At 54.0% G+C, this 14,134-nt stretch carries 14 protein-coding genes; all 14 read left to right on the top strand.

What is annotated here, in order from left to right:
- Window positions 1-86: 86 nt before the first annotated feature.
- The 14 genes from LDN04_RS13370 (at window position 87) to LDN04_RS13305 (ending at window position 14,085) form a co-directional block, all read left to right on the top strand.
- Entirely contained in the window at window positions 87-1,295 is a 1,209-nt protein-coding gene (locus tag LDN04_RS13370) for a type II secretion system F family protein (RefSeq protein ID WP_223911500.1), read from the top strand.
- Between the two features lie 11 nt (window positions 1,296-1,306).
- Complete coding sequence (locus LDN04_RS13365) at window positions 1,307-3,028, top strand: GspE/PulE family protein (RefSeq protein WP_223911498.1); 1,722 nt, start codon at window positions 1,307-1,309, stop codon at window positions 3,026-3,028.
- Window positions 3,029-3,030: 2 nt separating this feature from the next.
- Window positions 3,031-3,957 (top strand): type IV pilus biogenesis protein PilM, encoded by a 927-nt coding sequence (gene pilM / locus LDN04_RS13360; protein ID WP_223911495.1) that lies wholly within the window; start codon window positions 3,031-3,033, stop codon window positions 3,955-3,957.
- Window positions 3,957-4,487 carry a PilN domain-containing protein gene (locus LDN04_RS13355; protein ID WP_223911492.1) on the top strand — a complete coding sequence of 177 codons (531 nt, stop codon included), beginning with the start codon at window positions 3,957-3,959 and terminating at the stop codon, window positions 4,485-4,487. The genes pilM and LDN04_RS13355 overlap by 1 nt, the downstream gene beginning before the upstream one ends.
- Complete coding sequence (pilO, locus tag LDN04_RS13350; RefSeq protein WP_223911490.1) at window positions 4,484-5,035, top strand: type 4a pilus biogenesis protein PilO; 552 nt, start codon at window positions 4,484-4,486, stop codon at window positions 5,033-5,035. Before LDN04_RS13355 ends, pilO begins: the two co-directional genes overlap by 4 nt.
- Entirely contained in the window at window positions 5,032-5,637 is a 606-nt protein-coding gene (locus LDN04_RS13345) for a hypothetical protein (protein ID WP_223911487.1), read from the top strand. The genes pilO and LDN04_RS13345 overlap by 4 nt, the downstream gene beginning before the upstream one ends.
- Before the next feature lie 55 nt (window positions 5,638-5,692).
- Window positions 5,693-8,140 (top strand): cohesin domain-containing protein, encoded by a 2,448-nt coding sequence (locus LDN04_RS13340; RefSeq protein WP_223911484.1) that lies wholly within the window; start codon window positions 5,693-5,695, stop codon window positions 8,138-8,140.
- 12 nt (window positions 8,141-8,152) lie between these two features.
- Window positions 8,153-8,647 carry a type II secretion system protein gene (locus tag LDN04_RS13335; RefSeq protein ID WP_223911481.1) on the top strand — a complete coding sequence of 165 codons (495 nt, stop codon included), beginning with the start codon at window positions 8,153-8,155 and terminating at the stop codon, window positions 8,645-8,647.
- Window positions 8,648-8,651: 4 nt separating this feature from the next.
- Complete coding sequence (locus LDN04_RS13330) at window positions 8,652-9,056, top strand: type IV pilin protein (protein WP_276572191.1); 405 nt, start codon at window positions 8,652-8,654, stop codon at window positions 9,054-9,056.
- Between the two features lie 81 nt (window positions 9,057-9,137).
- Complete coding sequence (gene ftsE, locus LDN04_RS13325; RefSeq protein WP_223911479.1) at window positions 9,138-9,809, top strand: cell division ATP-binding protein FtsE; 672 nt, start codon at window positions 9,138-9,140, stop codon at window positions 9,807-9,809.
- Window positions 9,796-10,740, top strand: coding sequence for a permease-like cell division protein FtsX (ftsX, locus tag LDN04_RS13320; protein ID WP_223911477.1), 945 nt, complete (start codon window positions 9,796-9,798; stop codon window positions 10,738-10,740). The genes ftsE and ftsX overlap by 14 nt, the downstream gene beginning before the upstream one ends.
- 2 nt (window positions 10,741-10,742) lie before the next feature.
- On the top strand, window positions 10,743-11,924 hold the full coding sequence (locus LDN04_RS13315; protein ID WP_223911474.1) for a murein hydrolase activator EnvC: 1,182 nt from the start codon (window positions 10,743-10,745) through the stop codon (window positions 11,922-11,924).
- A gap of 26 nt (window positions 11,925-11,950) precedes the next feature.
- Complete coding sequence (locus tag LDN04_RS13310; protein ID WP_223911471.1) at window positions 11,951-13,291, top strand: S41 family peptidase; 1,341 nt, start codon at window positions 11,951-11,953, stop codon at window positions 13,289-13,291.
- Window positions 13,292-13,452: 161 nt separating this feature from the next.
- On the top strand, window positions 13,453-14,085 hold the full coding sequence (locus LDN04_RS13305; RefSeq protein WP_223911468.1) for a BTAD domain-containing putative transcriptional regulator: 633 nt from the start codon (window positions 13,453-13,455) through the stop codon (window positions 14,083-14,085).
- The last annotated feature ends 49 nt before the right edge of the window (window positions 14,086-14,134 follow it).

The following is a 14,134-nucleotide window of genomic DNA, read 5'->3' as shown; positions in this document are numbered from 1 at the left end:
TTCAGTACGTTACTTGAAAACCACGGGTGAAAGCCTGTGGTTTTTATATTTAACTTCTATCATTATTATGGTAAAGTTTCATACTTATGGCTATCTATACCTGTAAACTTGGCTCAACTGACGGAAGGATCATTGTCAAGGAGCTTGAGGCCACAAACCGGGAGTACTTGCGGCAAAGCCTCGAAGATCAGGGTTTTTTCGTCTTTGAACTGAAAAAAAAATCATTACAGTTTTTGTGGGACAAGGGTGTTTCGCGGAAAAAAGTAGATAACCGCGAACTTCTCTCCTTCAACCAGGAGTTGCTTGTCCTCATAAAGTCGGGGATGCCAATCATACAGGCGCTTGATGTCGTTCTTGAGCGTGGCGGTAAGGGAAAGCTGCAGGAGATTCTCCATGAAGTCAGGGAAGACATCAAGGGGGGGGCTTCGCTATCCGATGCATTCGAGAAGCATCCCCGGGCATTTTCACACCTGTATATTGCATCAATCCGTGCAGGTGAACGAACCGGCGACCTCCCTCTGACGATTCGGCGTTATGTAGCGTTTCTGAAAAGGATGGAAGGGTTCCGGAAAAAGGTCATTTCCGCACTTATTTATCCTTCTATCCTGCTCACCCTTGCCACGGTAGTCGTCACCGTGCTGTTAGTCTACGTAGTTCCCATTTTCAGTCAGATTTTTGCGGATGTCGGTTCGCAACTCCCCTTACCGACCCGCATACTTATCGGTTTCACCGTGCTGTTGAAGAACTATTTGCCGCTGATAATCGCAGCTGCTGTCATTGCTGTGTTTTTTGCACGTCGTTGGATACGGACAACAGCAGGGAGATACACGATCGACCGGGTGCTCTTGCGCATCCCCTTTCTTGGGCCGCTGGTATCCCAGTATGCCGTCGCAGGTTTTACCCGTACATTGGGGACGATCCTCGGGAGTGGCATACCGATTGTCGAATCCCTCAAGATGGCGGTCGGGACCTTAAACAACAAGGTCCTTGAACGCAATCTCCTGCAGGCTGTCGTTCGAGTGGAGGAGGGGACGACCCTGGTAACCGCGCTGGAGGGAGTAAAACTGATGCCTCCCCTTGCTCTCCGTATGCTCGGGGTCGGTGAGACGACGGGAGCGCTGGAGGAGATGCTCGCAGACATATCCGAGTATTTTGAGGAGGAGATCGACCGGAAACTCCACGTCCTCACCACGGCCATTGAACCTGCTATACTTATAGTTACCGGCCTCATCATCGGGGTTATTATCATCACCCTCTACCTGCCAGTTTTCAAAATCGGCGCAGCAGTCGGATAACGGATCTGTTCATGGGCGAATTTTTCAAGCAGAGAAGAATCGGCGATATCCTGATGGAGAGGGGCGATTTGACCTCCGATCAACAGATGTATGCTGCTGACCGCCAAAAAAACAGCAGTGCGCGATTCGGCGAAATCTGCATCCAGGATGGGCTTGTTACCGAAGAGGCCGTTACTCGGGCCTTGGCGGACCAGTTTGGCATGGAGTATGTCGATCTTGGCGGGTTCAAGATGGACGAGACTATCTTGAACTCCCTCATACCAGATAGTATCTATCGTTATCATTTTGTCCCCCTTGAGTTGAGAGACGACGCGCTCGTGGTGGCCATTGCCGACCCCACCGATGTCGTGAAGCTCGATGAGCTGGAAATGTTTCTGAACCAGCCGCTTGTCATGAAGCTCGCTATGGAGTCGTCGATAGAGCAGGTGCTCAAGCGTGGTGAAGGGACGAGCAGGGTCCTGAAAGAGGTTTCCGAAGACTTCATGCTGCAACTTGTCACGGAAACAGACAAAGGGGAAGAGGTCCTGTCGGTGGAAAAGATTTCCACCGATACCAGCCCCATCATCAAGCTGGTCAATTCCACCGTTCTCGACGCCCTTAACAAGCGCGCGAGCGATATCCACATTGAAACTGCCCAGGAAGGTGTCATTATCAAATACCGGGTAGATGGTGTCCTCTATAAGGCTACCGACCCCATAGATAACCACTTCCAGGGCCCCATCATCTCCCGTCTGAAGGTTATGAGCGAGCTGGACATATCCGAACGGCGCATCCCCCAGGATGGACGATTCAAGGTGAGGATCGGCGGCAAGTCCATCGATTTCCGGGTTTCCATCATGCCGAGCGCCTTTGGCGAGGATGCGGTCATCCGTATTCTGGATAAAGAGAGTATCGCCTCCGACCTGAAGGGGCTTACTCTTGACACCCTCGGGATGTCCCAGCGTGAAATCAAGCGTTTTCGCAAGATGATCCGGGAACCATACGGAATGGTGCTGGTGACGGGGCCGACAGGGTCTGGGAAGACGACCACTCTCTACGCCGCTTTGACCGAAATCCACACGGGTGAGGAAAAGATTGTCACCATTGAGGATCCGGTCGAATATCTGCTGCGCGGCATAGTCCAGATTCCGGTCAACGAGAAAAAGGGTCTCACCTTTGCGCGGGGACTCCGATCTATTCTGCGGCACGACCCCGACAAGATCATGGTCGGCGAGATCCGGGACCCGGAAACAGCACAGATTGCGGTACAATCAGCCCTCACCGGCCACTTGGTGTTTACCACGGTCCATGCCAACAACGCCTTCGACGTTTTGGGACGTTTCATTCATATGGGGATAGATCCCTACAATTTCGTCTCCTGTCTCAATTGCGTCATGGCCCAGCGTCTGGTGCGGAAAATCTGTCCGAAATGCAAGTACCCCGTTTCCATTTCAGACGAGACTCTGCGGGAATCAGGGATAGATCCCGATCAGTGCCGTGATGTGACTTTTTACGACGCCAAGGGATGCGACGAATGTAATCATACCGGGTATCGCGGCCGTGCGGCCATCGTCGAACTGCTGGATCTCAACGACGACATCCGTGAACTGATTATCAGCAAGGCACCGACCGCTCAACTGAAACGGGCCGCCAGTGAAGCGGGGACAATCTTTTTGCGGGAATCCGCAGTCGAGAAAGTCCTTTCCGGTGAGACGACCTTGCGGGAGATTAACCGCGTCACCTTTGTGGAGTAATCATGTTTTTCACCAGTAAAACCATCGGATTGGACCTCTGCCAGGAAGGCGCCAGGATCGTACTGATCAGCGGCAAGCGCAATCAGCCGCAACTCGATGAGTTTCGCATTGCAACCTTCCCTGCAGAAACGGTGAAGATTTCTATCCGTGAACCGAACGTAATTAACCAGGGTGCCTTTGTTGCGACGATCCGGGAAAACTACCTGCAACTCCTTACCGGCATCAAAAAAGTTGCCGTATCTATCCCCGACGCAGCCGGCCGGATTGTCCTGGTCGATCTGGAGACAAGGTTCAAGAACAAGAAGGAAGGGGCGGATATCATCCGCTGGAAGCTGAAAAAAAGTTTTCCCTTCAACGTAAATGACATGCACCTTGATTACCAGGTGATTCAGGAAAAGGAGACCGGGGAGGTGGAGGTGCTGGTTTCCCTGATTTCCCGGCAAGTGATAATCCAGTATGAAGATCTGTTGGGAGAGGCGGGGCTTGAGCCGAACCGCATAGACTTCACGACCTTCAATCTTTATCGTCTCTTCGCCCCCCGTCTGGAACTCGTCGAAAATGTTGCGTTCGTGGCTTCTTTTGGCGGGATGTTCAGTATACTGGTATTTACCGGGGGGATATTGACGTTTTACCGTTCCAAGGAACTGCCAGGAGGGGGACAAGACGCTGCCCGTCTTTTCCGGGAAATTAACAGTTCGTTCCTGGTCTTTCAGGACAAGCATCCTGGGCACGAGATCAGTGAAGTCTATTGTCTCTGTGCCCGCGAGGATGCGGAAGCTTTAACCGCCGTGGTGGGTGATGCGACAGGCTGTGATCCTCTGCTGCTCGATGCTGACCGCTCAATTGCCCGGCGATCCAGCCTGGTCGGTGATCATGCCGTTACACACCTGCTGAATGCAGCCATCGGTGCGGCGACAAGGAACCTCTGATGCGTATCGACATCAATCTTGCGACAAGGCATTATATCAACACGCGTCAGCTCAACCTGACAGTGGCTGCTGCCATCATACTGCTAGGGGGGATGCTTGCATCGAATCTGGTTGCGTTTACCAGCGCTTCCTCCGAGATCGGGCGACTGACTGCTGATCTGGCGGGACACGCCTCGAAAGAGATGAAAAACGTGCCACCCCAGGAATATCAGGCCCTCCTGCGAAAGATTAGCTTCGCAAACGCCATAATCGCCCGTAAATCATACGACTGGCTTGCTCTTCTCGACCAGCTTGAGGTGGTGGTGCCAGATGGTGTGTCCCTTTCCTCGCTGGATCCCGACCCTAAGGGTGGCAGCCTGAAGATTGCGGGAGTTGCACTCAATTTCAAGGCATTGCGCACTTTTGTGGAGCAGTTGGAAGTTTCCAGCTTCTTTACCGATGTGTATCTGGTGAGTCAGTCCGAGAGCAAGGTTTCCGAAACGCAAAAGGGAATCTCCTTCTCCATTACATGCAAGGTTCCGGGCAAATGAACGGCAAACTCCTCTGGGATATCGTCAAATCGCGGCCGAAATCGCTGGTAGTGGTGCTCCTGCTGGTCGTTCTCAACTGCGGACTGTTTTTCGTTATTTCATACCACCAGCAACCGCGACTGCAAGATCTGCGGCAGCAGTGGGCAGAAAAGCGGCGGATTGCCGGCAGCGGCGGAGTGCGTGATGGAGCAACCATTTTCCGGCAGGGGACCAGCGACCTTGCCACCTGGCGGGGGAGAATAGCTCCCAAAAAGGATTTCGCCCGGTTGATCGGCAGCCTTTTCGACTTGGCAGCCAGTAATTCCCTCAAGGTTGGTGGCGTCAGTTACAAACCGGTGCCGGTCAAGGAAGACAACCTGCTTGCCTTTACCATCAGTTTCGGCGTCTCCGGCAAGTATGCCGCAGTGAAAAGCTTCATCGCCGACCTGATGCGTTCCAGGGAGATCATGGCCCTGGACAACATCTCTCTTGCCAGCACAAAATTGACCGAAGAATCCGTTGACATGAGGGTCCAACTCACGGCCTATTTCAAGTCGGAGGGGCCATGAACCGGCAAAAACTGGCCTTGGCCATCCTTCTTGGCGTATTTGCCTGCTCCCTGATTGTCAGTTATTTCCGACTGCCACGCCAGCAGACCGTCGCCAGGTTGACCTATACGCAAGGTTCGCGGGCAGAGGCAAAGCGGCCGGTCGCAGCCTCGCAGCAGGATGACACGAAGCTCCATCTGGAACTGCTAGACCGGGAACAGTCGCGTTTTTCCGGTTTTCGTCGGAACATTTTCAAACCACTATTCCATGAGGAAGTAAAAATACCGACGGGGCTGCCGTCCCATCCTCCTGTTATTCCCCTCCCGCCGCCACCACCACCGCAGCCCGCTCAGTCACCCCAGGCGGTAGTGGAGCCTTCGCCTCTTCAACAGGATATGGCGCGGTTTACGTTCCTCGGTTTCCTGAAAAAAGATGCTCTAAAAATAATTTTCCTCGCCAAGGACAAGGATATTTTTCTTGTCAAGAAGGGTGATAAACTTGCTGGCAAGTACGATGTCACCAATATCACCGACGAGGCACTGACCATCCAGGTGCAGGGGGATGGCGGCGAAATAGTCATACCGCTCACGGAGAACCGGGCGCTCAGTGCTCCGCGCAGGTAAGTTTGCCCCGATCCGGGTGTGCCTTCCGGGTCGACAATTCAAGGAGAGGCTTCTCATGCAATTGTTACGTAAAATATGCCTGTTGTGCTGCCTGTTGTCACTCGTGGGAGGGTGCGCGGCCGGTCGTTCCGCCTTTGTCAAGGGGGAAGAGTTGGAGCAGCAGGGAAAGCTTGATGATGCGCTCCTCAAATACGCCGAAGCTGCCACGGCGAATCCATCCGTTTCGGAATACCGGGTGCGTTTTCTGAAAGCCGGAGTTGAGGCCGCGAAGAAGCATCAGAAGAGTGGTGACGCATTTCTTGCGTTGAAAAATTACGATGAGGCCCTTCGTGAATTCCAAACCGCTTTTACCCTCGATCCGTCACTGCAAATCGCCCGACAGCAGGCCGACCATGTCCTGAAACTGCGAAGTTCCCATGTCTATTACCTTGAAGGCGACGAACTGGAAAAGGGACACAAAGTCCGTGAAGCGCTCCGCTCCTACCAGCGGGCAGTTGACCTCGATGCCGACAATAAGGAGGCACGCGATGGTGTCGAACGTCTGCTTAAAGCCCGTCGCCCCAGGATGGACGGCTTCGAGCTCAATCTCAAGTCCAACAAGCCGATCACCCTCAAGTTCAAGGACGCAAAGATCAAAGAGGTCTTTACCATTCTGTCCCAGCTTTCCGGGATTAATTTTATCTTCGATGAAGGGGTCAAGGATCAGAACGTCAGTGTCTTCCTGGAAAACGCCACGTTTAACCAGACTCTCGACATTCTTCTGAGTATCAACAAGCTAAGCAAGAAGGTTCTCAATGAAACCACCATCATCGTCTATCCCCGGTCGCCGGATAAGGCGAAGCAGTATGAAGAGCTGATGGTGCAGACGTTCTATCTCAACAAGCTGGAGGCGAAAAAGGCGGTCAACCTGATCCGCACCATGCTCCAGGTCAAGAAAATCTACGTGAACGAGGAGATGAACGCCCTGGTTCTCCGCGACACCGCCGACGTGATCGAGGTGGCGCGGAAGATCATCGAGGCCAATGACGTTCCCGATGCGGAAGTGGTACTCGAAGTAGAGGTGGTGGAAATTTCCAAGAGCAAGGCCGACAGTTTTGGTCTCTTGCTGAGCAAGTACAATGTCAGCCTCAACACACTTTCACCGGATAAGGCGACGTTCCTTTCCGACACATTCACCCCGAGTACCACAACTACTATCATTCCTGCAGGCTCAACGACAACACCAACGACACAGTCGACACAAAACAATCTGCTCAACGTCTTCAGTTGGCGTGGCTTCGGCGGGTTCATCACCGTGCCAAACGCTCAGTTCAACTTCGGAAAATCATTGGCCAACGGTGAATCCCTAGCCAACCCCAAACTTCGGGTCAAGAACCGGGAAAAGGCCAAGTTCAACGTCGGCACCCGGGTGCCGATCACCACAACGTCATCACCCACCGGCGGCGGGGTCTCCGTCAACGTCCAGTACGTGGATGTGGGGGTAAAGCTGAATGCCGAACCGACCATCCAGCTGAACAACGACGTCAGCATCAAGCTGAGTCTGGAAGTCAGTTCCATTCTGTCACGCGACAAGATCGGGGACAACACCTCTCTTACCACCGTCGTCACCATCGGTACCCGCAACCTGGACACGGTTCTGAATCTCAAGGACGGGGAGACCAGCATCATCGGCGGCCTCATCCAGGACACCAAGAGCACCAGTAAAAAGAAGATCTCTATACTGGGCGATATCCCGATTCTCGGCTCGCTTTTGGGAAGTACCGACAATACCAACGACAAGACGGAACTGGTGCTTGCCATAACCCCCCGCCTCGTGCGGGGCGTAACCCTCCCGGATGCAGATGTATCCTCGTTCTGGTCCGGCAGGGAAGATGAGCCGGTTGCAGCCAAGCTGTATTCGTCATTCCAGGATTCTGAAACGGACGTTCCCCAAGCGGGAGCAGTACTGCCAGCAGGTGCACAAATGCCGGGAGGTGCGGCTGCGCCATCTCTCCCGGGTAAGGCCATGTCACCTGTACCGGCACCCACGGCTGCGCAAAAAATGCCGGTAACTCCTCCGACCGCACCGGTTCCAACTCCCGAACCGCCACAACGGATCATGCTGAATCTCCTTGCCCCGCCGACGGTCAAAGTTAGCGACCAGTTCCGGGTCGAGATCAAGGTGTCCGATGCAAGGAATCTCTACAACGCTCCCTTTACGCTGGTCTATGACCCGCTCTTCCTGGATTTTGTCGGCATTGAAGAGGGCCCGTTCCTGAAAAGCGACGGCAAGCCTACCCTGTTCAAAACCAGTCTGGACGCGAACGGCGGGCAAGTGGCCGTAACCCTTGGGCGGGTAGGCGATGTGCCCGGTGTTACCGGCTCGGGGACCATCGTCACCGCTCTCTTCAAGGCAAAGAACCAGGGGCCTGCAAGCCTCGGTTTCATCAATGCCAATTTTGCGGCACCCGGCGGGAAACCTCTTGAAACCCTTCCCTACAATACGGCCGTGGAGGTACAATAGCCTGGCGCTACCATGAAGATACCGGGACTGAACAGCCGGGGCCTGAGCCTCATCGAACTGGTGGTGACCGTTTCGATTCTTGCCATACTGGCTGCCCTCGTTCTGCCATCGGCGCAAATGACCAGCAAGAGATTGAAGGAGCTGGAGTTGCGGCGCGAGTTGCGGACCGTCAGGACTGCTCTGGACGATTTCAAGAAAACCTATGACAAGGCGGTGGACGATAAGAAGATCGTCGTGTCCATGAACAAGTCCGGTTATCCTGAGACCCTGAAGCAGATGGTGGAGGGGTATGATTTTGGCGGGGCGATCAATTACAAGAAGAAGTTTCTCCGCAGGATTCCGGTCGATCCGTTCAACCCGCCGAAACCTGGCGAGGAGCCACAATGGGGACTCCGTTCCTATGTGGACCAGCCGGACTCCACAACCTGGGGAGGGGAGGATGTGTATGACATCTATTCCCTCAGCGAAGAGACGGCAATCGACGGGTCTCACTACAAGGACTGGTAATTTCATGACGAAACGGTTACTGAAACGACAGCGCGGTTTCACGCTCATCGAACTGATGATAGTCATGACCATAATCGGCATCCTCGCCGCCATTGCCGTTCCCAATTACCAGCGGAGCCTTATCAGGGCAAGGGAGACGGTTCTCAGTGAAAATCTCTACAATTTCCGCAATACCATCGAGCAGTTCAATGCTGACCAGGGCAAATTCCCCGATTCTCTCCAGGAGATGGTAGACAAGAAATATTTCCGTTCCCTGCCGATAGACCCTTTCACCAAGAAGAGCGATACCTGGGTGACGGTTGCACCGCCGGCTCCGACTGACGGAAGCGAAGTGAAAGGTTCCATTTACGACGTGCACAGCGGCTCAAATCTGGTTGGAACAAATGGTGTTCCGTACAATGAGTGGTAGCACGTGCTGATGTTGCATCGGAGCGCGATTCGGGCTTGTTCCGATCTATGCGATGCTGCAAATGTTTCACGAGGATTGTTAATGATTCAATTGCATAATGTGTTCTTGTCCTATCAGAAGGAAGTCACCGCCCTGCATGGCATCAACCTGCACGTCCCACGCGGCGAATTCGTGTTTCTCACCGGCCCGTCCGGAGCCGGGAAATCGACCCTCCTGAGGCTCCTCTATGCGGCGCTCACTCCCACGCGTGGCCAGGTGGTAATCGACGGCCAGAACGTGACCCGCATGACGCGTTCTCAGATTCCCCATCTGCGCCGCTCCATCGGGGTGGTGTTCCAGGATTTCAAACTTCTGCCTAACCGGACGGTGCTGGAGAATGTCGCCATTACCCTTGAGGTTCTCGGCTGGGGTAAGCAGGACATCAATAAGAAAGTCTTCCACATTCTCAAGCAGATGGGGCTGGAGCACAAAATCAACGCCACCCCTCTCAGACTTTCCGGTGGCGAACAGCAGCGGGTTGCCCTGGCTCGTGCCCTGGTGAACGACCCGAAAATCCTCCTGGCCGACGAACCGACCGGCAATCTTGACGAGGAAAACAAAGATCTCATCCTGAATATCTTCAAGGATGCGAACATCCGTGGAACCACGGTGGTCGTCGCAACTCACGATCGACGGCTCATCGAAAACTCTCACAAGCGAGTAGTTGCCCTTGACAAGGGCAAGATCATGGAGGGGCACGATGTCGCGCAATAAACCGGCAAAGCGGCCCAAGCTCGCCAACGAGGGATTAGTCGGCAGATTGAGATTCTTTATCGACCGGGCTCTTCTCAATATCCGCCAGAATGTCTTCGTCAATCTCGTCACCATCGGAACGATCACCCTAGCTATCCTCATCATTTCCCTGTTCATGCTCGTATTCGTCAACCTGGAAGGGGTGGCGAACGACTGGAGCAAACGGGTACAGGTGACTGCCTACTTCGAGCAGGAACTTGCTCCGCCGGAGCTTGCCGCACTGAAATCCCGGATCCAGGCCATTCCGGGAACGGACCGGGTAACCTATGTCAGCAAGGAGGAGGCGTTCAAGCGGTTTCGCGAGCGACTGAAGGGGCAGGAGCTTCTGCTGGAAGGTATTACCACCGATGTCCTCCCGTCTTCCGTCGAAATCAGCCTGAAAGGCGCCAGCCGAAACAGCGATGCAATTACAGCCTATGTCGCCCGGCTCAAAAAGGTGCCCGGCGTGGCAGAGGTGCAGCATGGCGAGGAATGGGTGCGGCGCTACACGACCTTTATGAATTTCATGCGCCTGACCGGGTTGCTGCTTGGCGGCTTTCTGTTTCTCGCGGTGGTATTCATCGTTTCCAACACGATTAAACTGACTATCTATTCCCGCAAGGAGGAACTGGAGATTCTCAGCCTCGTCGGCGCGACACGATTCTTCATAAAGGCGCCGTTCCTCATCGAAGGTGTCTTGCAGGGAGCGGCCGGCGCCGGACTGGCACTGGTTATCCTGACAGGCTGTTATTATGCCTTTCTCCACAATGCCGGTAATTTTCTCTCCTTCAATCCCGCAGCCGCAGGGTTGGCCTTTCTGCCACCGGTTTACAGTGCCGGACTGTTTGCCAGCGGGGTTCTGCTCGGTTTCATTGGCAGTGCCACGTCCCTTAAACGGTTCATCAGCGTTTGATCATGGTCCGAATCATCATTTTCCTTACAGTATGTGCCTGCTTCTTCTGTGCAGGTCCGCTCCATGCCGATGTCCGTGATGACTTACAAGGGGTGGCAAAGCAGATCAAGGAAAAAAAACTTCTCCTGAAAAAAACCAGGAAGGTTGAAACCCAGGTCAGTTCCGAACTGACCCAGATAGAAAAAAACCTGCACGAAAAGGAGAGCAACCTTGTCTCCCTCGGGCGTGATCTGAAGGGTGTCGAAACGGTCCTTGGTCGTACCCAGCGTGAAATAGAGGTGGCCAGGGGGGAGGCGGAACGCAAGCGGGACCAGATCCGCCGTCGTCTGGTTGCCCTTTACAAAACAGGCGAGATGGGGAGCGCCCGGATGTTTTTCGGCGCGGAATCGCTGCCACAGATGGTTGAGGGACAGCGCTACATGCAGGCCGTGCTGGAGCGGGACAAGCGACTGTTTGCCGAGTATAACCAGAAGATCGACCAACTGAGGCTCCTCAAGATTCGTCTCGAAGGTGATGTCGCCCGCAAGGAGAAGATCAAGGCGTCCATCGAGGTGAAGAAGCACGAGATCGAGGAGGAGAAGAATAAAAAAGCAGAATATCTGACAAAAGTCCGGGAGGAAAAAAAGTCTTACCAGACGTCGATCAAGGAACTGGAGGCAAATGCACGGCGGCTCCAGTCCATGGTGGAAAGGCTTGAAGCGCGTAGCAGAAAAAGTTATACTGCAAAAAAAGATAAAACGGGAATCGGTAGCGGACCGCCCCTCCCGCTCATACCGGACAAGGGATTCGGCGCCCAGAAGGGGCGGCTCCACATGCCGGTCAAAGGGGAAATTGTCGAGGGGTATGGCAGGCACAAACATCCCGAATTCAATTCCTACACGGTCAGCAATGGTGTTTCCATAGCGGCGCCGACGGGGGCCGATATCCACGCGGTGTTTGACGGCCAGATTATCTTTGCCGACTATTTCAAGGGGTATGGCAATATGGTTATCGTCGATCACGGCGGTGGTTTTTTCAGCCTTTATGCCCATACTTCCCGTATCATGAAAAGAGTAGGTACGACCGTTTCACGTAACGAGGTTCTGGCCAGCGTTGGGGATGTCGATTCCTCACGGGGCTCGATGCTCTATTTCGAAATTCGTTATCAGGGTAAGCCGATCGATCCGACCCCCTGGATACGCTAAGCACCATAAGAAAATGGGGAGGCACGATGTCAGTTCGTAACAAGGGTAAAAAGGCAGCCTTGCTGGTTGCCGCGATAACCGTCCTGGCAGTTTTTATCGGCACGGGTGCCCAACGCAGATGTGCGGCGCAGGGAGGTAACGATTACGAGTCCATTGAGCTCTTTACTGATGTGCTCGCCATTGTCAAGAAGAGTTACGTGGAAGAAGTGGACACGAAAAAGCTTATCTACGGCGCGATCAACGGCATGCTCACGTCCCTCGATCCCCATAGTTCCTTCATGCCCCCCGAGATGTACAAGGAGATGAAGATCGAAACCAAGGGTTCCTTTGGCGGGCTGGGGATCGAGATAACCATTAAGGACGGCCTCCTGACGGTAATTTCCCCGATCGAGGATACTCCCGCTTTCAAGGCCGGCATCAAAGCGGGCGATCAGATACTCAAGATCGACGACAAGTTCACCAAGGACATGACCATCATGGATGCGGTCAAGCGGATGCGTGGCCCCAAGGGGACCAAGGTTGTCCTGACCATCTTCCGTGAGGGGCTGGACAAGCCGAAGGAGTTTCCGCTGGTCCGTGATGTCATCCAGGTGAAGAGCGTCAAATACAAAACTCTGGACGACGGTTTCGGTTATGTCCGCGTTGCCCAGTTCCAAGAGAAGACCGATGAGGATCTGTCCAAGGCGCTCAGTGCCTTGCGGCAGGACAATGGCGGGAATCTCCGCGGGTTGGTTCTCGACCTGCGCAACGATCCCGGCGGGTTGCTCGATCAGGCGGTACGGGTTTCGGAGCATTTCATCGACGAAGGGCAGTTGATCGTTTATACCGAGGGACGGGAGAAGGAATCCAAGATGCGGTTCAACTCCCGGAAAGGGGACAAGGAATCGTCCTACCCGATAGTGGTCCTCATCAACAGCGGCAGCGCCAGCGCTTCCGAAATCGTGGCGGGTGCCCTCCAGGATCACAAACGTGCGGTTATCATGGGTACTCAGAGTTTCGGCAAGGGGTCGGTGCAGACCATCATTCCGCTTTCCGACAACTCGGGTCTGCGCCTCACCACTGCCCGTTATTACACCCCTAGCGGTCGTTCGATCCAGGCCAAGGGGATCACCCCCGATATAACGGTGGAGCGGATGGACCTTCCCGCAACCGATAAGAAAGAAGGGGCGCACCTGCGCGAGAAAGACCTGGAAAACCACTTTGAAACGGCTGACGGGAAGGAAGTCCCCACAGAGAAGAAAAAGGAGGAGGGTAAACTCCCCGCCTACAAATCCGATGAACTGATTAAGGGTGACTACCAGATTCTGCGTGCCCTCGATCTCCTGAAGGGATGGGAGATTTTCAAGAAGGTCAGCAAAGCGCCTTAAGCTGCTAATATCACAACGAGAGCGGGAGCGGATACATCTCCCGCTCTCGTTGTGAGACGGAATTGATCTCAGTTACCTATTTTTAGCTTTTACTTAATCTGTAGTTGTAGTATACAGAGACGTTGCATAGTAGCGGATACCGTAGATAGGAAAGACCCAGAATGGCTAGAACAAAAAGCGACAGCAAGGCAAGTGAATCCGTAAAGCTCGATGTTCGCGCGTTCGGTGGGCTGTCTATCTACTACAAAGGTGCCCCGATCACCGTCCTCTGGGAAAGCCAGAAGGCTCGTCTCCTGTTTTGCTATCTGCTGGTGACCTACGATCAATGGGTACACCGAGACAAGCTTATCGAAGTTCTCTGGCCCGGATGCGATGTCAAGGCCGGCGCAAATAACTTCAAGACCACCGTCAGTCGTCTCAGGAAGTCCTTCAGTGGCCCCCAAACCATCAACCCCGTCATTACCCAGGGGGAGGCAGTGCGGATCAACGTCAATGCCATCTCTCTCGATGCGAGCCTGTTCCGTTACAATGCCACCAATGGCATCAAGTTACAGGCCCGGGGAGACCACAAGGCCGCCCGTGACTTTCTTGAAGCCGCCCAGGACCTGTACACGGGCGACTTCCTTCCCGAAGAGCCTTTCAATCCTTTCATCACTGCTGCCAGGAGCGAATTTCACATGTTCTATGTGTCGGTAATTACCTCCTTGGAAAAGGTTTACCAGCAGGAACAGAATTCCGATGCCATGGAAGCGCTTCTTATGCTCAAGAACTCGTTGACACTACACCAAGTCTGACGAGTTCACCTGCTTTCCCGCCGGGAGAACACGGCGCCGCATCTCTGAA

Origin of the sequence: Geobacter sp. AOG1, assembly GCF_019972315.1 — a bacterium.
Taxonomy (GTDB): Bacteria; Desulfobacterota; Desulfuromonadia; order Geobacterales; family Geobacteraceae; genus Geomobilimonas.
This window is presented reverse-complemented; position numbering and strand designations above follow the sequence as displayed.

Bases quoted from the DNA above. Each gene is read 5' to 3' on its own strand.
- LDN04_RS13370 (WP_223911500.1), top strand. From the start codon at position 87: ATGGCTATCTATACCTGTAAACTTGGCTCAACTGACGGAAGGATCATT.
- LDN04_RS13365 (WP_223911498.1), top strand. From the start codon at position 1,307: ATGGGCGAATTTTTCAAGCAGAGAAGAATCGGCGATATCCTGATGGAG.
- pilM (WP_223911495.1), top strand. From the start codon at position 3,031: ATGTTTTTCACCAGTAAAACCATCGGATTGGACCTCTGCCAGGAAGGC.
- LDN04_RS13355 (WP_223911492.1), top strand. From the start codon at position 3,957: ATGCGTATCGACATCAATCTTGCGACAAGGCATTATATCAACACGCGT.
- pilO (WP_223911490.1), top strand. From the start codon at position 4,484: ATGAACGGCAAACTCCTCTGGGATATCGTCAAATCGCGGCCGAAATCG.
- LDN04_RS13345 (WP_223911487.1), top strand. From the start codon at position 5,032: ATGAACCGGCAAAAACTGGCCTTGGCCATCCTTCTTGGCGTATTTGCC.
- LDN04_RS13340 (WP_223911484.1), top strand. From the start codon at position 5,693: ATGCAATTGTTACGTAAAATATGCCTGTTGTGCTGCCTGTTGTCACTC.
- LDN04_RS13335 (WP_223911481.1), top strand. From the start codon at position 8,153: ATGAAGATACCGGGACTGAACAGCCGGGGCCTGAGCCTCATCGAACTG.
- LDN04_RS13330 (WP_276572191.1), top strand. From the start codon at position 8,652: ATGACGAAACGGTTACTGAAACGACAGCGCGGTTTCACGCTCATCGAA.
- ftsE (WP_223911479.1), top strand. From the start codon at position 9,138: ATGATTCAATTGCATAATGTGTTCTTGTCCTATCAGAAGGAAGTCACC.
- ftsX (WP_223911477.1), top strand. From the start codon at position 9,796: ATGTCGCGCAATAAACCGGCAAAGCGGCCCAAGCTCGCCAACGAGGGA.
- LDN04_RS13315 (WP_223911474.1), top strand. From the start codon at position 10,743: ATGGTCCGAATCATCATTTTCCTTACAGTATGTGCCTGCTTCTTCTGT.
- LDN04_RS13310 (WP_223911471.1), top strand. From the start codon at position 11,951: ATGTCAGTTCGTAACAAGGGTAAAAAGGCAGCCTTGCTGGTTGCCGCG.
- LDN04_RS13305 (WP_223911468.1), top strand. From the start codon at position 13,453: ATGGCTAGAACAAAAAGCGACAGCAAGGCAAGTGAATCCGTAAAGCTC.